The organism is Pseudomonas sp. Pseusp21 (assembly GCF_059492145.1).
This window is the reverse complement of record NZ_CP168520.1, coordinates 1,375,295-1,399,493: the sequence shown is the minus strand read 5'-3', so window position 1 is coordinate 1,399,493 and position 24,199 is coordinate 1,375,295. Positions and strand designations below refer to the sequence as shown.

Annotated in this window: 23 protein-coding genes; 7 read left to right on the top strand and 16 right to left on the bottom strand. The window is 60.2% G+C overall.

Going from position 1 to position 24,199, the window contains the following annotated elements:
* Window positions 1-14 precede the first annotated feature (14 nt).
* Window positions 15-1,757, top strand: coding sequence for an ABC transporter substrate-binding protein (locus ACEN93_RS06225; protein ID WP_064380728.1), 1,743 nt, complete (start codon window positions 15-17; stop codon window positions 1,755-1,757).
* A gap of 55 nt (window positions 1,758-1,812) precedes the next feature.
* On the opposite strand, the gene ACEN93_RS06220 is transcribed toward ACEN93_RS06225, so the two are convergent.
* The 8 genes from ACEN93_RS06220 to ACEN93_RS06185 form a co-directional block, all read right to left on the bottom strand.
* Window positions 1,813-2,190, bottom strand: a complete 378-nt coding sequence (locus ACEN93_RS06220; RefSeq protein WP_039767456.1) for a type II toxin-antitoxin system VapC family toxin — start codon at window positions 2,188-2,190, stop codon at window positions 1,813-1,815.
* Entirely contained in the window at window positions 2,187-2,618 is a 432-nt protein-coding gene (locus tag ACEN93_RS06215) for a type II toxin-antitoxin system Phd/YefM family antitoxin (RefSeq protein WP_074688974.1), read from the bottom strand. The genes ACEN93_RS06220 and ACEN93_RS06215 overlap by 4 nt, the downstream gene beginning before the upstream one ends.
* Before the next feature lie 158 nt (window positions 2,619-2,776).
* A complete protein-coding gene (locus ACEN93_RS06210) occupies window positions 2,777-3,655 on the bottom strand; it encodes an alpha/beta fold hydrolase (protein ID WP_039767453.1) in 879 nt (292 codons plus the stop codon).
* Window positions 3,652-4,602: a class I SAM-dependent methyltransferase gene (locus tag ACEN93_RS06205; RefSeq protein ID WP_074688970.1), complete on the bottom strand. Its 951-nt coding sequence runs from the start codon at window positions 4,600-4,602 to the stop codon at window positions 3,652-3,654. The genes ACEN93_RS06210 and ACEN93_RS06205 overlap by 4 nt, the downstream gene beginning before the upstream one ends.
* Window positions 4,599-5,822 (bottom strand): YcaO-like family protein, encoded by a 1,224-nt coding sequence (locus tag ACEN93_RS06200; RefSeq protein ID WP_495611190.1) that lies wholly within the window; start codon window positions 5,820-5,822, stop codon window positions 4,599-4,601. The genes ACEN93_RS06205 and ACEN93_RS06200 overlap by 4 nt, the downstream gene beginning before the upstream one ends.
* Before the next feature lie 50 nt (window positions 5,823-5,872).
* Entirely contained in the window at window positions 5,873-6,001 is a 129-nt protein-coding gene (locus ACEN93_RS06195; protein WP_256574470.1) for a hypothetical protein, read from the bottom strand.
* A 373-nt stretch (window positions 6,002-6,374) separates the two neighbouring features.
* Window positions 6,375-7,784, bottom strand: coding sequence for a heavy metal sensor histidine kinase (locus tag ACEN93_RS06190; protein WP_490840820.1), 1,410 nt, complete (start codon window positions 7,782-7,784; stop codon window positions 6,375-6,377).
* Window positions 7,781-8,455, bottom strand: a complete 675-nt coding sequence (locus ACEN93_RS06185; RefSeq protein WP_007951475.1) for a heavy metal response regulator transcription factor — start codon at window positions 8,453-8,455, stop codon at window positions 7,781-7,783. Before ACEN93_RS06185 ends, ACEN93_RS06190 begins: the two co-directional genes overlap by 4 nt.
* Before the next feature lie 408 nt (window positions 8,456-8,863).
* Here ACEN93_RS06185 and ACEN93_RS06180 point away from each other — a divergent pair, with 408 nt between their 5' ends.
* From ACEN93_RS06180 to ACEN93_RS06160, 5 genes are all read left to right on the top strand, one after another.
* Entirely contained in the window at window positions 8,864-10,111 is a 1,248-nt protein-coding gene (locus tag ACEN93_RS06180) for a TolC family protein (protein WP_414882730.1), read from the top strand.
* 49 nt (window positions 10,112-10,160) lie between these two features.
* Window positions 10,161-11,354: an efflux RND transporter periplasmic adaptor subunit gene (locus ACEN93_RS06175; RefSeq protein WP_495611189.1), complete on the top strand. Its 1,194-nt coding sequence runs from the start codon at window positions 10,161-10,163 to the stop codon at window positions 11,352-11,354.
* A gap of 15 nt (window positions 11,355-11,369) precedes the next feature.
* Entirely contained in the window at window positions 11,370-14,522 is a 3,153-nt protein-coding gene (locus ACEN93_RS06170) for an efflux RND transporter permease subunit (RefSeq protein ID WP_495611188.1), read from the top strand.
* Between the two features lie 134 nt (window positions 14,523-14,656).
* On the top strand, window positions 14,657-14,857 hold the full coding sequence (locus ACEN93_RS06165; RefSeq protein ID WP_163975831.1) for a co-regulatory protein PtrA N-terminal domain-containing protein: 201 nt from the start codon (window positions 14,657-14,659) through the stop codon (window positions 14,855-14,857).
* A gap of 79 nt (window positions 14,858-14,936) precedes the next feature.
* Entirely contained in the window at window positions 14,937-15,269 is a 333-nt protein-coding gene (locus ACEN93_RS06160; protein ID WP_039767437.1) for a DUF2790 domain-containing protein, read from the top strand.
* Window positions 15,270-15,418: 149 nt separating this feature from the next.
* Here ACEN93_RS06160 and ACEN93_RS06155 read toward each other — a convergent pair whose 3' ends face one another.
* Window positions 15,419-16,744, bottom strand: a complete 1,326-nt coding sequence (locus ACEN93_RS06155) for an OprD family porin (protein ID WP_495611187.1) — start codon at window positions 16,742-16,744, stop codon at window positions 15,419-15,421.
* A gap of 147 nt (window positions 16,745-16,891) precedes the next feature.
* Window positions 16,892-17,071 (bottom strand): hypothetical protein, encoded by a 180-nt coding sequence (locus ACEN93_RS06150; protein WP_134333884.1) that lies wholly within the window; start codon window positions 17,069-17,071, stop codon window positions 16,892-16,894.
* A gap of 326 nt (window positions 17,072-17,397) precedes the next feature.
* Between ACEN93_RS06150 and ACEN93_RS06145 the strand changes: the two genes are divergently transcribed.
* On the top strand, window positions 17,398-17,871 hold the full coding sequence (locus ACEN93_RS06145) for a GNAT family N-acetyltransferase (RefSeq protein ID WP_039767435.1): 474 nt from the start codon (window positions 17,398-17,400) through the stop codon (window positions 17,869-17,871).
* Between the two features lie 58 nt (window positions 17,872-17,929).
* Here the strand turns inward: ACEN93_RS06145 and nuoN are convergent, their stop codons facing one another.
* From nuoN to nuoI, 6 genes are read right to left on the bottom strand one after another with little or no spacing between them, the layout of a single operon-like run.
* Complete coding sequence (gene nuoN, locus ACEN93_RS06140; RefSeq protein WP_064597748.1) at window positions 17,930-19,393, bottom strand: NADH-quinone oxidoreductase subunit NuoN; 1,464 nt, start codon at window positions 19,391-19,393, stop codon at window positions 17,930-17,932.
* A 7-nt stretch (window positions 19,394-19,400) separates the two neighbouring features.
* Window positions 19,401-20,933, bottom strand: a complete 1,533-nt coding sequence (gene nuoM, locus ACEN93_RS06135) for an NADH-quinone oxidoreductase subunit M (RefSeq protein WP_039767431.1) — start codon at window positions 20,931-20,933, stop codon at window positions 19,401-19,403.
* A 39-nt stretch (window positions 20,934-20,972) separates the two neighbouring features.
* Window positions 20,973-22,826: an NADH-quinone oxidoreductase subunit L gene (gene nuoL, locus ACEN93_RS06130; RefSeq protein ID WP_074688953.1), complete on the bottom strand. Its 1,854-nt coding sequence runs from the start codon at window positions 22,824-22,826 to the stop codon at window positions 20,973-20,975.
* A complete protein-coding gene (nuoK, locus tag ACEN93_RS06125; protein ID WP_003180046.1) occupies window positions 22,823-23,131 on the bottom strand; it encodes an NADH-quinone oxidoreductase subunit NuoK in 309 nt (102 codons plus the stop codon). The genes nuoL and nuoK overlap by 4 nt, the downstream gene beginning before the upstream one ends.
* A gap of 3 nt (window positions 23,132-23,134) precedes the next feature.
* Window positions 23,135-23,635, bottom strand: a complete 501-nt coding sequence (gene nuoJ, locus ACEN93_RS06120) for an NADH-quinone oxidoreductase subunit J (protein WP_007951462.1) — start codon at window positions 23,633-23,635, stop codon at window positions 23,135-23,137.
* A gap of 9 nt (window positions 23,636-23,644) precedes the next feature.
* Window positions 23,645-24,193 carry an NADH-quinone oxidoreductase subunit NuoI gene (nuoI, locus tag ACEN93_RS06115; protein ID WP_007951461.1) on the bottom strand — a complete coding sequence of 183 codons (549 nt, stop codon included), beginning with the start codon at window positions 24,191-24,193 and terminating at the stop codon, window positions 23,645-23,647.
* Window positions 24,194-24,199: the final 6 nt, after the last annotated feature.

The window sequence follows — 24,199 nt, the reverse complement described above, 5'->3', positions numbered from 1 at the left end:
AACAGGAGGTCTCTATGTTCGATAAGAAAAATAAGCTGCGACATAGCATTTCATTGGCAGCCATGCTGGCACTCAGCGGTTTGAGCGCGTCTGCCTGGGCCGACGCCTACGAAGATGCCGCAAAAAAATGGATCGGCAGCGAGTTCAAACCGTCGACCCTGACGGCAGATCAGCAGCTCGAAGAACTGAAGTGGTTCATCAAGGCGGCCGAGCCGTTTCGCGGGATGGACATCAAGGTGGTTTCGGAAACCCTGACCACCCACGAATATGAATCCAAGGTGCTGGCCAAGGCCTTCAGCGAAATCACCGGCATCAAGCTGACCCACGACCTGCTGCAGGAAGGCGATGTCGTGGAAAAAATGCAGACGGTGATGCAGTCGGACAAGAACATCTACGACGGCTGGGTCAACGACTCGGACCTGATCGGTACGCACTTTCGCTACGGCAAGACCGAATCGATCACCGACCTGATGGCCAACGAAGGCAAGAACTTCACCTCGCCGACCCTCGACATCAAGGACTTCATCGGCATCTCCTTCACCACTGCGCCGGACGGCAAGATCTATCAATTGCCCGATCAGCAGTTCGCCAACCTGTACTGGTTCCGTGCCGACTGGTTCGAACGCGCCGACCTGAAAGCCAAGTTCAAGGAAAAGTACGGCTATGAACTGGGCGTGCCGGTGAACTGGTCGGCCTATGAAGACATCGCCAAGTTCTTCAGCGAAGACGTCAAGGAAATCGACGGCAAACGCATTTACGGGCACATGGACTACGGCAAGAAAGACCCGTCGCTGGGCTGGCGCTTCACCGATGCCTGGTTCTCCATGGCCGGTGGCGGCGACAAGGGCATTCCCAACGGCTTGCCGGTGGACGAGTGGGGGATTCGCGTCGAGGATTGCCACCCGGTCGGCTCCAGCGTGACCCGCGGCGGCGACACCAACGGCCCGGCGGCGGTGTTCGCCACCACCAAATACGTCGACTGGCTGAAGAAGTACGCGCCACCGGAAGCGGCGGGCATGACCTTCTCCGAATCCGGCCCGGTGCCGTCCCAGGGCAACATCGCCCAGCAGATTTTCTGGTACACCGCGTTCACCGCCGACATGACCAAGCCGGGCCTGCCGGTGGTCAACGCCGACGGCACGCCGAAATGGCGCATGGCACCGTCGCCACGCGGGCCGTACTGGGAAGAGGGGATGAAGCTCGGTTATCAGGACGTGGGCTCGTGGACCTTCATGAAATCCACGCCTGAGAAACAGAAACTCGCGGCCTGGCTGTACGCGCAGTTCGTGACCTCGAAAACCGTGTCGCTGAAGAAAACCATCGTCGGTCTGACGCCGATTCGCGAGTCGGACATCAACTCGCAAGCGATGACCGATCTGGCACCGAAACTCGGTGGTCTGGTCGAGTTCTACCGCAGCCCGGCCCGTGTGCAATGGACGCCGACCGGCACCAACGTGCCGGACTACCCACGCCTGGCACAATTGTGGTGGAGCCACATCGCCGAAGCCGCCAGCGGCGAGAAGACCCCGCAACAGGCCCTCGACGGTCTGGCCAAGGATCAGGACGCGATCATGACCCGTCTGGAACGCTCCAAGGCCCAAGCGGTGTGCGCCCCGAAAATGAACCCCGAGCGCGACGCGCAATACTGGTTCGACCAGCCGGGCGCACCAAAACCGAAACTGGCCAACGAGAAGCCGAAAGGCGAAACCGTGAGCTACAACGAACTGCTCAAGTCGTGGGAGGCGGCACGCAAATAAGCGCTTTTGCGGGACGGAACGGCACCTTCGGGTGCCGTTTTTCTTTGTGCGGGATTCAGACCAGAACAGCCAGATCTGTGTACTGAGCCACCAGGGGATCGGCGGTTAGCAGCTTCATCGGCTCAATCATGGCGGTTGCAACAATAAGCCGATCGAATGGATCGCGATGGTGGTGTTCAAGCTCCTTTACGGCAATGGCGTGTTCTGAGGTCACTGGGAGTTCTATAAAGCCGCTGTCGAGGCTGTATTGCCTTATTTCTTCGAGATCTACATTCAACTTACCGAGCCCGACCTTGATTGCCATCTCCCAATAGGTCGCAGCGCTGATATAGATTTCGGTGGCGTTCTCAATCAGTTTTCTGGCTTTTGCGGAGAGTCTGGAATCGTCTGAAAGCGTCCAGAGCAGAATGTGGGTGTCGAGCAATACCCTCATGACTGGCCACCCTCAAATGCGTCGAGCATGTCATCCGATAGTGGCGCGTCGAAGTTTTCGGGAAGCACGAGTTTGCCCTTCATCGCACCTATGCGCGGACCGTGAGACTTGGTGACAGGAACCAGACGAGCGAGTGCACGCCCATGTTTGGCAATTGTAATGATCTGCCCCGAGGCGGCCTCATCGACGAGTCTGGATAGATTGTTTTTGGCTTCGGCCAACGGAACGATGATCATCATGTTTTCCTCATATTCTGGACAAATATAGCCAGAATCAAGGGGGCCGGCAAAGTCCCGGATTTGTTCTGTGCAGGTGGGGGGCAAACCTGCACGTCGCGCTATATAGGGAAATTGCATGACTTTGCTCCGTCGCTCGACCACCGATGAATCGAAGCTGCTCACCAGCTCAAAAAAGATTTCACGTTTCATTGTCCGTTCTGGCCTCAGCCGCTTGGTAAACCGTGACCCAAGATAACGTCTTGTTTCCTGGTGTGGCTGTAGGACGAGACGGGCATTCTGGAGAGAGCTTTCTGTGTTCCCGGCGGGACGGGCCAGTAACGGAAAAAGATCCTACGGCCATATAACGCTCACCTTTCGATTTCACGTTTCACCGCCCGACGCACCGCTTTGAGGAGGGCGTTTTCAAAGGCGTTGTGCCCGGCGTGCAGCAGCCGGCAGTGGATGTTCATGCGTTGCCTGAGCCAGCGCACGCTGGCCATGCCATGGGTGTCGCGGATGCCCTGGATCAGCAGGGTGTTGTCATCGAGGGTCAGGTCTTCATCCTTTGGCGTGAAGCAGTAGTTCTGCAGGTGGTAATGCAGCTCGAGACGGATGGCGAGCACCGCTTCCTGATCGACAAAGCGCTCCAGAGTGTCGGGGCAGATCGTCTGCCCTGTGCGACGTAGAACAGCGTTCAACCATTCGATGGCGGCGCGGTATTGCTGCGATGGACAGCCTTCGCCGAGGATCCGGTAGATGTCCCTGGCACGGTGGCCGGGCGACATGTGAGGCGATTGTGCCAACCCGTCATTGAGTGCCTGATCGTAGGCCCGGACATTGGCGGCAAACGGCACGAATACCGAAACCAGCGTGGTTTTCAGCAGGTGCTGCGGATATCGCTGTTGGTACTGGATCGCCAGCCAGCTACCCCATGACACGCCAAGCACGCTGATTTTTTCGAAGCCGAAATACTGGCGCAGGGCATCGATGTCTTCGACACACAGCCCGGTAGTGTTGTCCCGCAGTTCGCCGTAAGGCGTCGAGCGCCCGCAGCCCCGTTGGTCGAACAGGATGATGTCGAACCGACCCGGTTCGAAGAACTGCAAATGGTGGCGGCTTATACGTCCGCCGGGCCCGCCATGGAGGAAAAACACCGGTTCGTGTCCCGGAACACCATGCCGTTCCCAATAGAGTTGATGGCCGTCGCCGGTCGGGTAATAACCTCGGCTATGCAGGGAAAAGCTCATGGCGCCGGAACCGTCAGACGATAGAACTGGAACAGCTCGATTTGCCCTGGTCGTGCCGCGACACTGGATTCAAGTTTCAGGTGATGGATGGAGGCAAGCCAGGTGACCGGAATCAGCACCGGGGTGTGACCGAAGACGAGGATCGTGCCACCGGGATTGACGCAGCGGATCAGCGATTCGAACGCTACGTGGGCCTCACGGCGGGTCAAGACTTCGGCGTTGAGGAAACGCAGGATCAAGACATCGCAGCGAATTCCGGAATTGAAAGCTTCACTCGCCTCCAGCACGTCAAATTCGACGGATGTCCCGCTGTGCCAGCGCCTGGCATGTTCGATCATCGAGGCCGAACGGTCAGTGCCCAGGCACAGACAGTCGGGCAGGGCGCGGGCGAGGTGGGCGATGAACGCGCCGGTCGAACAGGCCGGGTCGTAAATCAGTGCGCCTTTTTCAGTGATGGCCTGGAGCAGCCCGGCGCAGTATTCGCGCAAGTGCTGCTCGTCAGTGTTCAGCTGTTCGGCCAGTGATTCGTTGCATTGCCAGAAGTCTGCCGGGCAGACCGCTTCCCGGCCCGCCTCATCCAGCAGCGGGAAGGGAACCAGGATCTCGCTGTCAGCCTGATGCAATGCATGTTCAAAGACCTGCGCTTTCTCCGCGGGTGAGGCCGTCCGATAGCCGATCGACAACCCGTCATCCCCCCACAATGAATGCAGATGCGGGCCAAACAACATGTCGGGTTTGAGCGAGCTGCTGGCCTGCCATCGAAAATGCCGGTCACGTTGCAGGAGCTTGCGGCCGACCCAGAGCTCATCGTTTACCCGCAGGAAAAAAACGTGATGCAGTCCGCTGCCTCGCGGTTCGAGGAAGTGGCCAACAGCGCCGTTCTCGTTGAGGTAAAGGCGCATGGATCGGGCCAGTGTCAGCTCCCGGTTGCGATCGGGTCGGCTCATGGGGCGGGCCTCTCCAGAGTACGGCCCCGGGCTTGCGGTATGACGACGTTACCGCTGCAGACCACGAAGAAGCGTTCCAGTCCGGGGATCACCACGTTGAGCAGGGTCGTGCCGAGCTCGGTTCGCTGCAGGACCGCTGCACCCAGCGAACGGCCATGAATCCGCAGGTCTTGAGTCAGCAGGTGCAGTTGATTTTGCACCGACAGGTCTTTGGCGGCATCCGGCAGGCTCACCTCGTGTTGAACGCAGCGATGCAGAAGCGTGTGCGGATCAAACTGCGAACAGCGCAGCAGGCGCGGGAACGGTTGCAGGTTGCGCAGCGCATTGGCCAGTGTCTGACGGTATTCGGGTTCGGCGGCACTCAGTTGCAGCTGCACCAGTTCAGTAAGCGCCCGCCACGCCGCGTGCCGCGGGTCGAGGGAGCTACCGCTGCCGAATACCTGTGGGTGAGCGCCCGGCTTCGTGGTGAAGGCCAGAAAGGTTCGCGTCTTGAACTCGGTGCTGATATCCACCAGCACGATTTCGCCGTCGATCTCTTGTTCGGCATCAGCCCAAAGACGATCGAGATCGTCGCGTTCAGTGAGACGCGCCACCCGTCGCAGTGGCGGATGGTTCTGATAATAAAAATGATCGAGCAGAAACAACGACACGGCGTCGCGCTCGATGCATTCGTTGGCGGCGTGCAGCATCGCTTCGTGGTAAGTGGCGCCAATGGCGGTGCCGCTGTTGCTGGCGTAGCGCTGCACGGCACGGTAGTCCGCCATGCCCGGTGACGAGGGTAAACGTGAGCCGTTCGGCGAGGTCAGCGCCACCGGGTAGGAAAACCGGTCATGCCACGGCGGACAGACATAGGTCCGGCAGGGGATGCGCACGTTTTGCTGGCAAGTGAGCCTGTGCAGAAGCGAGTCATCGGCAAACACCGGCGTGTCTTTGAAATAGCGTTCCGTTTCGTGGTGAACATCGTAGGTACAGAGCTCATCCGTCCAGTAATGCTCGAGCGCTTCATAGAGCGCGCCCAGGTGCGCCTGATCCGCATAACCCTTGCCGGAGCCACGGGCATGACGGTTGTCGCCGCCATGAAGACTCGCCTGAACTGCAACCACTTTGCTGCCGAGGGTGCGGGTGTGCGGTGTGAGGCCCAGGCGTGAAAGTTCGGTGTGAATACGCCGTTCTGCCTGATCGGCCGTGAGCTCACGCTCGGCCAACGTTGTCTTGTGCATGATTTCCTTCCTGGAAAGCCCGCGAGGGCGCAAGGCCCCCGCGGGTTCTGTCACTCGGCGTTGAGTTCCGCCTGTTCTTCCTCGGTCAGTTGCAGCGCTTCGATCTGCTCTGGCGAGGGTGCTTCCTGCTCTTCCAGTTCATCGATAGGGTTTGCGTTCCAGCTGCCCATGTAGCCCATGATGTTGCTCCTTGGTTGTTGTTTGGGAGTGCTGTTGCAAGCACGAGCCGAATCTAAAAGGGCGGTGAGGGCGGGGTCAAAAATGTCCGGACGTTTCCAGTCGCGGGTTTCAGCGGTGTCGAAATACGTACTGATAAAACGTGAATTGACGCCGCGAGGACGTGTTTCTGAGGGGGCAGCACTGCATTGCAACGGGCGAGCCACGCGAAAGGAATCAGCGGTTTGAGGCGTTCTGTCTTTTGCCGCTGTCAGACGTTTCAGCGCAGGGGCGACGCAAATTCGTGCTGAAGGATTTACGGGGATGGATGCAGCACTTGTGCGGCGATTTTTCCTATGAAGTTTGAGAACACACCGCACAAATCAGCTTGAAGGTTCAGTGCCGTTCCGGGTGCATCGCAGGAAACACCAGACTGAACACCGTCATCGCCCCCGGTCGGCTTTGAACCTGCGCAGAGCCTTGATGCAAGGTCATGATCGAGTGCACGATGGCCAGTCCCAGACCGGTACTGCCCTGTGACCGGGTGCGGCTGCTGTCGACCCGGTAAAAACGGTCGAACAGATACGGCAGGTGCTGCGCTTCGATGCCCGCACCGGGATTGCTCACCCGCAATGACACCTCGTTCGACGCCTGTTCGATGAACAGCGAAACGGTCTTGCCGGACGGGCAGTGGCGCAGGGCATTGGACAGCAGATTGGAAATCGCTCGCTGAATCATCAGCCGGTCCCCCGACACCTGCGCGCTGCCGATGATCTTCAGATCGATCTGTTTGTCCTGTGCCGTCAGGGAAAACAGATCCACCACCCTGGACGCCTCTTCCTCCAGCGCAATCGGTTCGAACGAGGCGTGCGCCGCAGGCTGGCTGGCCTGGGCCAGGAACAGCATGTCCGAGACAATCCGCGCGACCCGCTCCAGCTCTTCGGTGCAGGACACCAGAACGTTGGTGTATTCCTCGACCGAGCGCTCCCGCGACAGCGTCACCTGGGCCTTGCCCATCAGGTTGTTGATCGGCGTGCGCAGCTCGTGGGCCAGGTCATCGGAGAACTGCGACAACTGCTGCACGCCGCTGTCCAGTCGATCGAGCATGACGTTGATGCCCTGCGCCAGTTCGCTGAGTTCCTGGGGCATGTTCAGCACCGACAGGCGATGGTCGAGATCCTGCGTCGTCACTCGCGCCGCCACTTTGCGAAACTCGCGCAACGGTGCCAGCCCTCGCTGCACGGCACCCCATGCGGTCAGGCCGATGAATACCAGCAGCAACGGCAAAGCCATCAATGTCGAGCGCAAATAAGCACTGAGCAAGGCCTGATCGTGGGCGTTATCCATCGACAGCAGGACCGGTACGCTGCTGCCGTCCTTGAGGCGAATCAGCTTGGAGACGGTGAGAAACTTCGCACCTTCGGCATCGGCGCTGTCGGTGTGGGTCAACTGATCGGTTGTCGCCCGTACCGCCTTCAGTTCAACGCGCGGATCGGTCAGACCCGAACCGGACTTGAGCAGCGGGGTGCGCAGGTTGTTCAGGTCATAAATGGTCAGGGTCAGGTTATCGTGCCCCATGACCTGATCGAGCAGAATGTGCGGCTTGGCGCTGATCTCGCCGGTGTCGAAGTACAGCGTCAGGCTGTGCTCGACCTGTTCCAGCTTCTTTTCCAGGCTGTCGCGCGATAGCGCGTTCAGCTCGTGGGTCAGGGCGAAATACGCGAGGATCGCCAGGAACACCACCAGCAGCGCGCCGAGAATGCTGACCGTCAGACCCAGCCGCAGCGACAGGCTCGCAGGCTTCATTCCCGCGCCTCCAGCACATAGCCGACACCGCGCAGGGTGTGGATCAGTTTGCTGTCGAACGGGTCGTCGATCTTCGCCCGCAAGCGACGGATCGAAACTTCGACCACGTTGGTGTCGCAGTCGAAATTCATGTCCCACACCAGCGAGATGATCTGGGTGCGGGTCAGCACTTCGCCGGACTGGCGCATCAGCAGGTGCAGCAGGGCAAACTCCTTGGTGGTCAGGTCGATCCGCTGGGTGCCGCGAAAGGCCCGGTGACGGCCCGGATCGAGTTCCAGATCGGCGACCTTGAGCACCTGCGGCACCGGAATATTTTCACTGCGCCGCATCAACGTGCGTACCCGGGCCAGCAGTTCCGGAAACTCGAACGGCTTGACCAGATAATCGTCGGCGCCCAGGTCCAGACCCCGGATCTTGTCCGCCAGCCGCCCGCGTGCGGTGAGCATCATCACCCGGGTGGAGTGGGTGCGACGCAGTTGTTCCAGCACGCTCCAGCCGTCGAGTTCCGGCAGATTCACATCGAGAATGATCAGGTCATAAACCTGTTGTTGCGCCAGGTGCAAACCATCCGCGCCATTGACCGCGTGATCAACGATATAACCACTTTCGGTCAGGCCCTGATGCAAGTATTCGGCAGCTTTAAGCTCGTCCTCGACGACAAGGATTCGCATGATGTTTCACCACTTTTAATGAATGGGTATTTAAGTAAGTGAGTCTGGAAGTTGCAGTTTTTGCAGGGACTTCCTGACGGACTTTGGAGCTGAGTGGCGTGTACCGTAAAGGCTGTAGTGGCTACAGAGTCAACGCCTGAGCCCTTTAAATCGGCCATCCGCGACAGCCTGTCGCAGCGAAGTGGTCAATTTTTCATGACTTCCATTTCGGCAAGTGCTGTTCGGCTGATAACTAACATGCATTTGTTTCGGTGTGTTGCAGCAAAGCCATTCGAACTTCGAATCCTAGAGCAAAACAACTTCGATTAACCGTGGATAACGGATTTGTAATGTTCACGTCACCTTGTCGATAAGTTCAAAACCCTACCGTGGCGCCATCAACGATTCTTGATTGAAGGAAGTCTTCCATTGCCCGGTTTAATTGAACTGACGGCGCGATCACGCCTGAAAAAAACCGCCAGCGGCCTGTTGTTGCTGGCTTGTACCAGCCTTGCCAGTGCATCGACTTTGACGCTGGGTCAGGCGTTGCAAACCGCCTTCGCCAACAACCCGGAGCTGGCCGCCGCGCAGTGGGAAATCGGCATTGCCGAAGGTGACCGCAAGCAGGCCGGGCTGATCCCCAACCCCGAGGTGTCGTGGGAGGCCGAAGACACCCGGCGTGAATCACGCACCACCACGGTGATGCTCAGCCAGCCGATCGAGCTGGGCGGCAAGCGCGGCGCGCGGATTGATGTGGCGAGTCGTGCCCAGGATGCCGCCGGCATCGAGCTGGAGCGCAAGCGCAACGTCCTGCGCGCCGACGTGCTTCAAGCGTTCAACGGTGCGCAGACCGCGCAGCAACGTTTGCAACTGGCCCGGCAGTCGCTGCAACTCGCCGAGCACGGTTTGCGTGTGGCGCAGGGGCGGATCGAGGCGGGCAAGTCGTCGCCGGTGGAAGGCACGCGGGCGCAAGTGCAGCTTTCGGAAGTGCGCCTGGAATTGAGCCGCGCCGAGCGTGATCAGGCCAATGCGTACCAGCAGTTGGCACAGGTCATGGGCGCACCGTTGCCGACGTCGACCACGGTGCAGACCGCAACTCAAAGTCTGCCCAGCGTACCGCCGCCCACCCGTTTGCTTGAGCGTCTGAACGAGACCGCGCAGCTGCGGCTGGCCAGGTTGCAGATCGACCAGCGCGAAGCGTCGCTGGGGCTGGAAAAGTCCCAGCGGATTCCCGATCTCACCGTCAGCATCGGCAGCCAGTACAGCGAAACCGAGCGCGAGCGGGTCAACGTGGTCGGGCTGTCGATGCCGATTCCGCTGTTCAACCGCAATCAGGGCAACGTGCTGGCGGCGGCGCGGCGTACCGATCAGGCGCGGGACCTGCGCAACGCCACCGAACTGCGCTTGCGCACGGAAATCCAGACCACGCTGGCGCAATGGCAGACCGCCAACGGCGAAATCCAGGCATTCGACCGGACCATCCTGCCCGCCGCGCAAAGTGCGGTCGACAACGCCACTCGCGGTTTCGAAATGGGCAAGTTCGGCTTCCTCGACGTGCTCGATGCCCAGCGCACATTGATCGCCGCTCGCAGCCAATACATCCAGGCGGTGAGCGAGGCGACCGACGCCCGGGTCCGCATCGAACGCATCTTCGGCGACCTCAGCGCCAACCCTTGAATTTCAACGTTCTGATTACTGCGCGATGGTTTGGCGCAGAGGAGTTTCCATGGATAAAAAACTGATCGTGGTTGCTGCGGCGACCTTGGCGCTGGGCATTGGCATCGGCTCGATGTGGAGCGGCAATGCGTCTGTCGATGCCCATGCCGATGAAGCGGCGGAGCACGCCGACCATGCCGAAGAAGGCGCCGCCGCTGACGGCGGGCACGACGAAGAAGGGCACATCGAACTGACGGCCGAGCAGATCGCGGCGGCGGGGATTCAACTGGCCGCCGCCCAGGCGCAGAACTTCAGCCTCGGTCTGTCGTTCCCCGGCGAAGTGCGCTTCGACGAAGACCGCACCGCGCATGTGGTGCCGCGCGTACCGGGCGTGGTCGAGTCGGTGTCGGTCAATCTTGGGCAGTCGGTGAAGAAGGGCCAGTTGCTGGCGGTGATCGCCAGTCAGCAGATTTCCGATCAGCGCAGCGAGCAGGCAGCCGCGCAACGCCGCTTGGCCCTGGCCCGCACGACGTTCGAGCGCGAGAAGAAACTGTGGCAGGACAAGATCTCCGCCGAGCAGGATTTTCTCCAGGCGCGCCAGGCCCTGGAAGAAGCCGAAATTGCCGTGAGCAATGCCCGGCAAAAGATCAGCGTGCTCAGTGGCAGCGTGGTCGCCACCGGTGGCAATCGCTATGAGCTGCGGGCGCCGTTCGAAGGTGTGGTAGTGGAAAAGCACCTGACGCCGGGCGAGGTGGTCGATGAAACCACGGCGGCGTTCACGCTCTCGGATTTGTCGCGGGTGTGGGTCACGTTCGGCGTGTCACCGAAAGACTTGAACAAGGTGCAAGTGGGCAAACCCGTCACCGTCAGTGCGGCGGAATTGAACGCCGAAGTCAGCGGCACCGTGACCTACGTCGGCAGCCTGCTCGGCGAACAGACCCGCACCGCGACCGTGCGCGTCACCCTGGAAAACCCGCAAGGCTCCTGGCGCCCGGGCCTGTTTGTCACCGCGCTGGTCGCCACCGACAGCCGCCAGGCCAAAGTCGCCGTACCGGAAACCGCAATCCAGACCGTCGAGGACAAGCCCACGGTGTTTGTGCGCACCGACGACGGCTTCAAGGCGCAAGCAGTGGAGCTGGGCAGTCGCGCGGCAGGCCAGGCGGAAGTCATCGCCGGACTGGAACCGGGCGTGCAAGTCGCCAGTACCGGCAGCTTCGTCCTCAAATCGGAGCTGGGCAAAGCCTCGGCCGAGCACAGTCATTAATCGCGGAAGACTCCCATGTTCGAACGCCTGATCCAGTTTGCCATCGAGCAGCGCATCATCGTGCTGCTCGCCGTTCTGCTCATGGCCGGCCTCGGCATCGCCAGTTATCAGAAACTGCCGATCGACGCCGTGCCCGACATCACCAACGTCCAGGTGCAGATCAACACCGGTGCAGCGGGATTCTCGCCACTGGAAACCGAGCAGCGCATTACGTTCCCGATTGAAACCGCGATGGCCGGTTTGCCAGCGCTGGAGCAGACCCGCTCGCTGTCGCGTTCGGGGTTGTCGCAGGTCACGGTGATCTTCAAGGAAGGCACCGATCTGTTCTTTGCCCGGCAATTGGTCAACGAACGATTGCAGTCCGCCAAGGAGCAGTTGCCCGAGGGCGTGGAAGCGGTGATGGGGCCGATCTCCACCGGGCTCGGCGAGATCTTTTTGTGGACGGTCGAGACCAAGGAAGGCGCACTGAAGGACGACGGTACGCCCTACACGCCGACCGACTTGCGGGTGATTCAGGACTGGATCATCAAGCCGCAACTGCGCAACGTCCCCGGCGTGGCGGAGATCAACACCATCGGCGGTTTTGCCAAGGAATATCAGATCGCGCCCGATCCGAAAAAACTCGCGGCCTACAAACTGACCCTCACCGATCTGGTGACGGCGCTGGAGCGCAACAACGCCAACGTCGGCGCCGGGTACATCGAGCGCAGCGGCGAGCAATTGCTGATTCGCGCGCCGGGCCAGGTAGCGAGCACCGAGGACATTGCCAACATCGTCATGGCCAACGTCGACGGCACGCCGATCCGGATCAAGAACGTCGCCACCGTGGACATCGGCCGCGAACTGCGCAGCGGCGCCGCCACGGAAAATGGCCGGGAAGTGGTGCTTGGCACGGTGTTCATGTTGATCGGTGAAAACAGCCGCACGGTCTCCCAGGTCGTCGCCGCGAAGCTCGAACAGATCAACAAGTCGTTGCCCGCCGGCGTGATCGCGGTGCCGGTGTACGACCGCACGCATCTGGTCGACAAGGCCATCGCCACGGTGAAGAAGAACCTCGTCGAAGGCGCGATTCTGGTGATCGCAATCCTGTTTCTGTTCCTCGGCAATATCCGCGCTGCGCTGATCACGGCGATGGTGATTCCGCTGTCGATGTTGTTCACCTTCACCGGCATGTTCAGCAACAAGGTCAGCGCCAACCTGATGAGCCTCGGCGCGCTGGACTTCGGCATCATCGTCGATGGTGCGGTGGTGATCGTCGAAAATACGCTGCGACGACTGGCCCATGCGCAGCAGCATCACGGGCGTCTGCTGACGCGATCCGAACGTTTCCATGAAGTGTTTGCAGCAGCGAAAGAGGCGCGGCGACCGCTGATTTTCGGCCAGTTGATCATCATGGTGGTGTACCTGCCGATCTTCGCCCTGAGCGGCGTCGAGGGGAAAATGTTCCACCCGATGGCGTTTACCGTAGTCATCGCGTTGCTTGGCGCCATGCTGTTGTCCGTGACTTTTGTGCCGGCGGCGATTGCGCTGTTCGTGACCGGCAAGGTCAAGGAAGAGGAGGGCGTGGTGATGCGCGGCGCGCGTCGCGTTTATGCGCCGACGCTGAACTGGGTCATGTCCCATCGGACGATGGCGGTCGGCGCGGCGTTGGCTGTGATTGTGCTCAGTGGCGTGGTCACCAGCCGCATGGGCAGCGAGTTTGTGCCGAGTCTCAGCGAGGGCGATTTTGCCTTGCAGGCGCTGCGCGTGCCGGGCACCAGCCTGACGCAATCGGTGGACATGCAGCAGCGGCTGGAAACGTTGATCCTGAATAAAGTGCCGGAGATCGAGCGCGTCTTCGCCCGCACCGGTACTGCGGAAATCGCCTCTGACCCGATGCCGCCGAACATCTCCGACAGCTACGTAATGCTCAAGCCCAAAGAGCAATGGCCGGACCCGGGCAAGTCCCGCGAAACCCTGATGGCCGAGCTGCAACAAGCCGCGGCAACGCTGCCGGGCAGTAACTATGAACTGTCGCAGCCGATCCAGTTGCGCTTCAACGAGCTGATCTCCGGCGTGCGCAGCGACGTGGCGGTCAAGGTGTTCGGTGATGACATGGACGTGCTCAACGCCACGGCGGCGAAGATTGCCGTCGCGATGCAGAAGGTCAACGGCGCGTCCGAGGTCAAGGTCGAGCAAACCAGCGGTCTGCCGGTGCTGACCATCAATATCGACCGCGACAAGGCCGCGCGTTACGGGCTCAACGTCGGCGATGTGCAGGACACCATTGCGGTGGCCGTCGGTGGGCAGAAGGCCGGCACTCTGTATGAGGGGGACCGTCGATTCGACATGGTGGTGCGCTTGTCCGACGCCATGCGCAAGGACATCGACGGGTTGTCGGCACTGCTGATTCCGGTGCCGGCGGCGGGTGGTGATGCTTCCAGTCAGATTGGCTTCATTGCGCTGAAGGACGTTGCCAGCCTCGATCTGGTGCTGGGGCCGAATCAGGTCAGCCGCGAGAACGGCATGCGCCTGGTGATCGTCAGCGCCAACGTGCGTGGGCGCGACATCGGTTCTTTTGTCGCCGAGGCGGGCGATGCGATCGAGCGCGACGTGCAGGTGCCGGCAGGTTACTGGACCACCTGGGGCGGGCAGTTCGAGCAACTGCAATCGGCGGCCAAGCGCTTGCAGATCGTGGTGCCGGTGGCGTTGCTGCTGGTGTTCGGGTTGCTGTTCATGATGTTCAACAACCTCAAGGACGGCTTGCTGGTGTTCACCGGGATTCCGTTTGCGCTGACCGGCGGGGTCATGGCGTTGTGGCTGCGGGACATTCCGCTGTCGATCTCGGCGGGTGTCGGGTTTATCGCGCTGTCCGGCGTGGCGGTGCTCAACGGGCTGGTGATGATTGCGTTCATTCGCAACTTGCGGGAGGAGGGACGTTCGCTGTCCGAAGCGATTCACGAAGGTGCGCTGACGCGATTGCGCCCGGTATTGATGACTGCGCTGGTGGCGTCTTTGGGCTTCATTCCGATGGCGCTTGCGACCGGCACCGGGGCCGAGGTGCAGCGACCGCTGGCAACGGTGGTGATTGGTGGAATTCTGTCCTCGACCATTCTCACGCTGCTGATCCTGCCGGCGTTGTATCAGCTGGCGCATCGTCGGGATGAGGAAGCGCCTACGGCGGCCTAGTCAATTTTTCCCTCAACAACAGGCCCGCCATTGCGGGCCTTTCTACATAACGGATATGTAATTTCGGCGCCACCGTCACGAAAGGTTCGGATTGTTACCTTGATCCCGTCAGTGACTTGAATGAGGAATGAACGATGAAACTTGCACAGATTGGCGCGTTTGCCGTGGCTCTGATGATGTCTTCCCTGGTGTTGGCCGAAGGTGGCGGCGACCGCACTTTCGACCGAATGATGGCCGCCAATGACCACTCGATGGAGGTGTTTGCTGCGAAGGAAAAGGCCCGTGATCCGGTCGTTGTGAACGACAAGAAGGACGACAAGACCCAAGACCTGTAAGCGTGCTGCCAGTGAATGAGCCCGTCATCGCGCATCGATGGTGGGCTTTTTTATGAGTCGTGTTTTGAAGGAAACGAATATGAAAACTCTAAAGCTGTTGGCGTTCACCGCTGTCATGGCGATGTCCTTGAATGTGTTGGCCGAAGGCGGTGGCGACAGAACGTTCGACCGGGCGCTCAGTGCCAACACCAAAGCCATGGAGCAGTACGCGGCCAGTCAGGGCAAAGCGGCGCCGGTGGTCAAGGAATACGGGTACGGAATGAAGCTGGATGTGAAGAAGGTGGTGAGCGTTGTCCGGCCGAAAAATGAATGCGCGGTCGTGCCGGCTGCGATGACTTACGAGGACTCCAAGGGGCAGCTCAATACGGTCACTTACAACGTGATGGGCAATTGTCGTCAGCAGGGTGGCTGACGCTAATCCCTGCTGAAACGCCCGGTTCATGTGCAGTGAGTCGGGCTTTTTTTCGGGCGCAAAAAAGGCGCCCCGAAGGACGCCAAAGATTCACCTCTTACCAAAGGAGCAAGGAGCTTCTAAAGGTGAATGGGCATTGCTCGTGAAACTCAGAGAATCGCCAGCGGGTATTCGACGATCACCCGCACTTCATCCAGGTCTGACTCGAATGCGGTGGCGCGGGTCGTGGCCTGGCGCAGACGCAGCGACAGGTCTTTCATCGAACCGCTTTGCACCACGTATTTGACTTCGATGTCACGCTCCCAGCGCTTCTGGTCAGTCAGCGGATTGCCCTCGGCATCGCGGCGCATGTACACGGCGTTGGCGTTGGAATAGTCAGCGTCAGTGCCGCGTGCATAACGGGTCATGAACGACAGGCCCGGCACGCCATAGGTGGTCATGTCGAGGTCGTAGCGCACCATCCATGAACGCTCTTTCGGCGAGTTGAAGTCGCTGTACTGAATGGAGTTGTCGAGGAAGATCGAGTCGGACTGACGCAGGTAATCGAAGTCGTCATTGCCGTTGTTGCGCTGGTGGGAGAGGGCGACGGAGTGGGCGCCGAGTTTCACGCCGACGCGGCCGCTCCAGATGTTGTTGTCGAACTCGCCGAGCAATTGTTTGCCCTCGTCGACAGCCTTGTAGTAATTCAGGCCGCCGAACAGCGACAGGTCATCCGACAGTGGATACGTCCAGGCGGTGCCGGCGTAGTACTGGTTCCAGGCATCTTTGAGGCGGCTGGAGTACAGGCTGAAACTCAGGTTTTTGTTCAGCGCGTAATCGCCGCCGCCGTAAGCAATCCACGGCGAATTGACCGGGCCAGCATAGAAGGTCGCGAAGTTCTCGCTCAGGTCGCTGGACACCGGTTGGCTCATCGCATGCAGCCGACCACCCTGGATCGACAGACCTTCGATGCTGGTGTTGATCGCCGTCACGCCGCGAAAACTTTCCGGCAGCAATCGCGAATCGCCTGCCGCGACCACCGGGTTGGCCGGGAACACATCCCCGACTTTCACCACCGTATCGAAAGCGCGCACTTTGGCGGCGCCACCGACCTTGGTGTATTCGTCCCGCGCTTCGCCGTCGCTGTTGACCGGCAATACATCGAACGAGCTGCGGCCACCGTTACGGCCGTCGCCGGTGTCGAGCTTCAGGCCGATCATCGCAAACGCATCCACCCCGACCCCGACGGTGCCCTGGGTGAAACCGGATTCGAACTTGCCGATGATGCCGTGGGCCCAGGCCTCCGAATATCCGTTGCCGGTGGGACTGGACTGGCCGTTGCGGTGGTTACGGTTGAAGTAAAGGTTACGGTTGAGCACCGTCAGGCTGCTGCCTTCGATAAACCCTTCGGGTTTTTCTTCTGCAAACACCGTGGACGGCCCGGCGCCGACAACCACTGCCAGAGCGGCCATCGACATTTTTGTGTTGTTAACCATCAATCACTCCTTGGGTTCGGCAGAACGGGAACGAGCTTCGGCGTGGGTTTTATTGTTCGAACGGGCAAAGGCCCGCCGGTAGGATCGCCGGGTGACATCGTTGCAGCCTGCAGATAACGCGGAGGTGATTGGGGAATTACAATTTCGTTAGGTGGATTTGGTTGGTGTTCGACTATTCAGCTTGGGGCAGATTTCTATTTCCCCACTGGTGATCGGTATTCGCTTTGGCAAATTCAGCGTGTGGGTTTTCAGAGTGATTTTGCCTTCGCGTGCGGCTGCCAAGTCTCTGAGGCCATCCATCAGTTCCGAAAAAATTTCGCGTTTCATTGTTCGTCCTCGTCTCGATTGAGCTCTTGAGCAGGCAAACAACATAGTGGTATTGCCCCTGGGCTGGCTGTAGGACGAAACGGATATGCTGGCGAGAGCTTTCGATAAAGAAGAGAAGAAGCTTCGCAATTGACGTGACCGAACAATCCGCAGCACTATCCAGCCATGACTGCCCAACACCGAATGATCATGATGTGCTCCTCTATGACCGCTTCCGGCGGGCCATAAGGTCATGCATGTCTGGTCAATGACGTGTTACCCAAAGCCCCGCCAGAAATGGACGGGGCTTTTTCATGCCCGTCCGCACATGGCTCAAGGAGAGAGAAATGTTCGAAATGAAAAGAGCCGACCCGGACGATGCCGGGATAGCGTTCGAGATTCGGCGACAGGCGATCCGGCATCAATGCATCGGTGCCTACAGCGAGCAGCAAATGCTCGACTGGACAAAGGGCTCGGCGGCAGACGGTTATGACACGCTCATGCAAAAGCATTTCTATCTGGGTTGCGTTGAGGGTGAGCCCGTGGCAACCGGCATGCTCGATCTGGAGCACCGCGAAATCGGCGCAATCTTCATCCATCCGGATTTCATGCAGCGCGGTCTGGGTAAGCGTGTGCTGCACTTTCTGGAAGCGCTGGCACAGGATCTGGGACTGGCAGAGGTTTGTCTGGATGCGACGTTGAATGCCGCTGATTTTTATCGGCGTTGCGGTTACGTCGGGGAGGGGAGTGCGATCTACCAATCGCCTTCAGGTCTGCAACTGGCTTGCGTGCCAATGGTGAAAAAACTCAAGACGGTCTAGACGCAAAAACGGCACCCGAAGGTGCCGTTTCTGTTTGTAGCCAGCTATCGCTGAGCGATCAGCCCGCCAGGCCCGATTGCTGAACCAGGGTCAGCAACGGTTGTGGGTACAGGCCGAGGAAGAACGCCAGGACGGCAATCGCCAGCAGCATCACGCCGCCTGCTTTCTGTTCCCAGTGCAGCTGGGCGTCGTGGCGGCGCAGGTTTGGTTCGATCAGGTACAGGGTGACCATCACGCGCAGGTAGTAGAACACGCCGATGGCGCTGCCCAGTACCAGGGAACCGACCAGCCACCATTGGTGCGACTCGACACCGGTGGCGATGATGTAGAACTTGCCAATGAAGCCAGCAGTCAGCGGGATACCGGCCAGGGACAGCATCATCACGGTCAGGACGGCGGTCAGGTACGGACGGCGCCAGAACAGGCCGCGGTACTCGTACAGGGCGTCTGCGTCACGGCCGTTGTACGGCGAGGACATCAGGGTGATCACGCCGAAGGCGCCGAGGCTGGTGATCACGTAGGTGACCAGGTACACGCCGATGGCTTCCACCGCCAGACCCTTGCTCGCCACCAGTGCGATCAGCAGGTAGCCGAAGTGCGCGATGGACGAGTAACCGAGCAGACGCTTGAGGTTGCTCTGGGTCAGGGCCAGCAGGTTACCGAACAGGATCGAGGCGATGGCGATGATGGTCAGCACGTTGCTCAGAACGCCACTGCTTGCAGCAGGGGAGATCTGGAACAGACGAACCATGACCGCGAACACAGCCACTTTCGAAGCGGTGGCGAGGAACGCGGCCACCGGTGCCGGAGCACCTTCGTACACGTCCGGCGTCCACAGGTGGAACGGTACCAGCGACAGCTTGAACGCCAGACCGATCAGCATCATGCCCAGGCCCAGTTGCGCCAGCGAGCTTGGCAGGCCGGTCGCGGCCAGGGCCTGACCGATGCCGACGAAGCTCAGCGAACCCGAATCTGCGTACAGCAGCGCCATACCGAACAGCAGGAACGCGGAACCGGCGGCCGACAGCACCATGTACTTGATGCCGGCTTCCAGCGAACGCTTGTTGAAGAAGGCGTAGGCCACCAGACCGTAAACCGGCACCGACAGCAGCTCCAGACCGATGAACAACCCGGCCAGGTGCTGCGCGCTGACCAGAACCAGACCACCGGCGGCGGCCATCAGGATCAGCAGGTACAGTTCTTCACGGTTGCCCGGGTAACCCGAACCGCCATCGCCGAGGTAGGCGTGGGCGAGAGTGACGCAAGCGAGGGTGGCGACCAGGATCAGCGCCATGTACAGGCAGGCAAAGGTGTCGATCTGCAGCAATGGAGTCACGGCCAGAGGCGCGACTTTCAGGGCCGGCAGGATCGACAGCAAGGCCAGGTTCAGACCCGCCACCGAAATCAGGAAGGTCTGCGAGTGGTTGCGGCGCCAGGCGATTGCCAGCATCACCACGATAATGGTGAGGCTGGTGATCAACAGTGGCGCAAGCGCAATAAAGTGTTGAATCGTGAATTCCATAGCGCTCTTACCGGGCCGAAGCGAGTTGAGTGAAGGCGGTGCCGAGCCACTGCTGCACGCCATGCATCGTGGCGGCGGAAGTGTCGAGGAACGGTTGCGGGTAGACGCCGAGGTAAATCAGCAGTACCGCAAGGCCCAGCACCATGATCAGTTCGCGACCGTCCATGCCGTGCAGGATCGAATCCGATTTCGACGGACCGAAGTAAGCGCGGTGGATCATGATCAGCGAGTAGACCGAACCGAACACCAGACCGGAAGTGGCAATCGCGGTGATCCATGGCGCACTGGCGAACGTACCGATCAGGATCAGGAACTCGCCGACGAAGTTACCGGTGCCCGGCAGACCCAGAGAGGCGGCTGCGAAGAACAGGCTGATCGCTGGCAGGTAAGCGATGCGCGACCACAGACCGCCCATCTCACGCATGTCACGCGTGTGCAGACGCTCGTACAGCTGACCGCTGAGGATAAACAGTGCCGCCGCCGACAGACCGTGGGCCAGCATCTGGATCACGGCACCTTGCAGCGCCAGTTGGCTGCCGGAGTAGATGCCGATCAGTACGAAGCCCATGTGGGAAACGGACGAGAAGGCGATCAGACGCTTGATGTCGGTTTGCGCGAAAGCGAGGAACGCACCGTAGAAGATCCCGATCAGACCGAGGGTCATGGCGATCGGCGCGAATTCGGCCGAGGCGTTCGGGAACAGCGGCAGGGCGAAACGCAGCAGACCGTAGGCCGCGGTTTTCAGCAAGATACCGGCGAGGTCGACGGAACCTGCAGTCGGCGCCTGGGCGTGAGCGTCAGGCAGCCAGGAGTGGAACGGAACCACTGGCAGCTTGACCGCGAAGGCGATGAAGAAGCCGAGCATCAGAATGTACTCGGTGGTCATCGACATCTTGGTCTTCAACAGATCGGCGTAGTTGAAGGTGATCACGCCGGTGCTGTTGTAGTTGACCAGGACCAGACCGAGGATCGCCACCAGCATGATCAGGCCGGAAGCCTGAGTGAAGATGAAGAACTTGGTCGCGGCGTAGATCCGGGTTTTCTTGCCGTCCGAAGAACTGTGACCCCAGAGCGCGATGAGGAAGTACATCGGCACCAGCATCATTTCCCAGAAGAAGAAGAACATGAACAGGTCGAGGGCGAGGAACACGCCGACAACGCCGCCCAGAATCCACATCAGGTTCAGGTGGAAGAAGCCAACGTGACGTTGAATCTCTTTCCACGAGCAGAGTACCGACAGGATACCCAGCAGACCGGTCAGCAGGATCATCAGCAGCGACAGGCCGTCGAGGGCCAGGTGCACGTTGATGCCGAAGCGCTGGATCCAGACGTGCTTGAACTCAAGCGTCCAGGTCGGATCGGCGCCAGGCGCCGGTGCAAATGAATAGTCACCGTGGGCCCACAGCCAGAGGCCGAGGGCGAGTTCCAGGGTCATGGTCAACAGCGCAATCCAGCGGGGGAGGGTGGCGCCGAAGCGCTCACCCAGCCAGCACAGCAGGCCGCCGATGAAGGGGATCAGGATTAGCCAAGGCAGAATCATGACGGGCTCGTTTCCTTTCGCAAATTCGCAAGGTTCATATCAGACCGCTACCAGCACGACAGCGCCGATGACCAACACGGCACCAGCAGCCATCGAGGCGGCGTACCAACGCAGTTGACCGGTTTCAGTACGGCTCAGGGCAGTGTGACCACCCTTGGCCATGCGCGGGATCAGACCGATGGTCTGGTCGAGCGGGTCTTTGCGCAGTACATGGCTGATCGCAAGGTACGGCTTGACGAACAGTTTGTCGTAGATCCAGTCGAAGCCCCAGGCAGCGAACCACCAGGCCGAAAGGAGACGGCCGATGCCGCTGTTGGCGATTGCGGTCACGAAGCGACGCTTGCCGAGGAACAGCAGGGCCGCCAGCAGGATACCGGCCAGGGCGATGGCGCCCGAGGCGATTTCCAGACTGTGCTTGGCTTCGCCACCGGCATGGCCAACGCTCTCTGGCAGTACGCCGTGCAGCGGTGGAACGATCATGGCGCCGACGAAGGTCGACAGCACGATCAGCACCGACAGCGGCAGCCAGTGAGCGATGCCGTGACCGGCGTGGGCTTCGGTCTTGGCTTCACCGTGGAACGCGATGAAGATCAGGCGGAAGGTGTACAGCGACGTCATGAATGCGCCGACCAGACCTGCGTACAGCAGACCGTGGTTGCCGCTGGCGAACGCTTCCCAGAGGATTTCGTCCTTGGAGTAGAAACCGGCGGTCACCAGTGGCAGGGCGGCCAGAGCGGCACCACCGACGATGAAGCTGGCGTAGGCCAGCGGCAGTTTCTTCCACAGGCCGCCCATCTTGAAGATGTTCTGCTCGTGGTGGCAGGCAACGATCACCGCACCGGAGGCAAGGAACAGCAGGGCCTTGAAGAAGGCGTGGGTCATCAGGTGGAAGATCGCGCCTTCCCAGGCACCAACGCCCAGCGCCAGGAACATGTAGCCGATCTGGCTCATGGTCGAATAGGCGAGGATACGTTTGATGTCGGTTTGCACCAGTGCGGCGAAACCGGCCAGTACCAGGGTCACGCCACCGACGATGCCGACCAGGTGCAGAATGTCCGGCGCCAGGGCGAACAGACCGTGGGTACGGGCGATCAGGTAGACACCGGCAGTCACCATGGTTGCGGCGTGGATCAGTGCCGAAACCGGGGTAGGGCCGGCCATCGCGTCCGCCAGCCAGGTTTGCAGCGGCAGTTGCGCCGATTTACCGACCGCACCACCCAGCAGCATCAGGGTTGCCAGCACGATCCAGAAATCGCCGACCTTGAAGTGCTCAGGCGCCTTCACCAGCAGTTCCTGGACGTTCAGCGTGCCCAGTTGCTGGAACAGGATGAACAGGCCGATCGCCATGAACACGTCGCCGATACGGGTGACGATGAAGGCTTTGAGTGCGGCGTTACCGTTGTTGCGGTTGCTGTAGTAGAAACCGATCAACAGGTACGAGCACAGGCCCACGCCTTCCCAACCGAAGTAGATGAACAGCAGGTTATCGCCCAGGATCAGGAACAGCATGCTGGCGATAAACAGGTTGGTGTACGAGAAGAAGCGCGAGTAACCGTCTTCGCCACGCATGTACCACGATGCAAACAGGTGGATCAGGAAGCCGACACCGACGACCACACCGAGCATGGTCACGGACAGACCATCCAGGTACAGCGCGAAGTCAGGCTGGAAACCTTCCACCGACATCCAGCGCCACAGCACCTGGGTGTAGACGCCACCTTCCGGTGGCGCGACGTTGAATTGCCAGATCACGTAGGCGGCGACAATGGCAGACAGGCCGATGGAGCCGACACCGATCAGCGCCGACAGGTTTTCCGAGAAGCGGCCGCGGGAGAACGACAGCAACAGGAACCCGATCAGAGGGAATACGAAAGTCAGAAAGAGTAGGTTCATCCGCGCATCTCACTGGCAGCGTCGATATCGAGCGTGTGGAAGCGGCGATACAGTTGCAGCAGGATCGCAAGGCCAATACTGGCTTCGGCGGCTGCAAGGCTGATCACCAGGATGAACATGATCTGTCCATCCGGTTGCGCCCAGCGGGCGCCCGCAACGATGAAGGCCAGTGCAGAGGCGTTCATCATCACTTCCAGACTCATCAACACGAACAAAATGTTGCGGCGGACCATCAGGCCGACCAGACCAAGGCAGAACAGGATGCCGGCAACTGCCAGACCATGTTCGAGAGGGATAGCAGGCATGTCTTACTCCTTCGCCTCGTTACGGCCCAAATGGAACGCCGTGACGGCTGCAGCGAGCAGCAGCATCGAGGCGAGTTCGACCACCAGCAGATACGGACCGAACAGGCTGATGCCCACGGCTTTTGCATCGACGGTGGTGTGGCCGATGGCCTGACCGCTCTGGTGAGCGAACAGCACATACAGCAGTTCGGCCAGCAGCAGGGCGGCGAGAATCACCGGCCCCGCCCAGATCCCGGGCTTGAGCCAGGTGCGTTCCTGCTGAACCGAGGCCGGGCCCAGGTTCAGCATCATCACCACGAACACGAACAGCACCATGATGGCGCCAGCGTAAGCGATCACTTCCAGCACGCCGGCGAACGGTGCGCCGAGAGCGAAAAAGGTCATGGCCACGGCGATCAGCGAAATGATCAGGTAGAGCAGGGCGTGCACAGGATTGGTGTTGGTGACCACACGCAGTGTGGACACAACAGCGATACCCGATGCGAAATAGAAAGCGAATTCCATCGTTCTTCCTTAAGGCAGCAAGCTCTTCACGTTGATCGGCTCGGCTTCGTTTTGTGCGGCGCCTTTCGGCTTGCCCGCAACGGCCATACCTGCAACACGATAGAAGTTGTAATCAGGGTTTTTGCCGGGGCCGGAGATCAGCAGATCTTCTTTCTCGTACACCAGGTCCTGACGTTTGAACTCGGCCATCTCGAAATCCGGAGTCAGCTGGATCGCGGTGGTCGGGCAGGCTTCCTCGCAGAGACCGCAGAAAATGCAGCGCGAGAAGTTGATACGGAAGAAGTCCGGGTACCAGCGACCGTCTTCGGTTTCAGCTTTCTGCAGCGAGATGCAACCCACCGGGCACGCCACGGCGCACAGGTTGCAGGCTACGCAGCGTTCTTCGCCGTCGGGGTCGCGGGTCAGGACGATGCGACCACGGTAGCGTGGTGGCAGGTAGACCGGCTCTTCCGGGTATTGCAGGGTGTCGCGCTTGCGAAAGCCATGGCCGAAGACCATGACCAGGCTGCGCAACTGGGTACCGGTACCCTTAACGATGTCGCCAATATATTTGAACATGGGTCA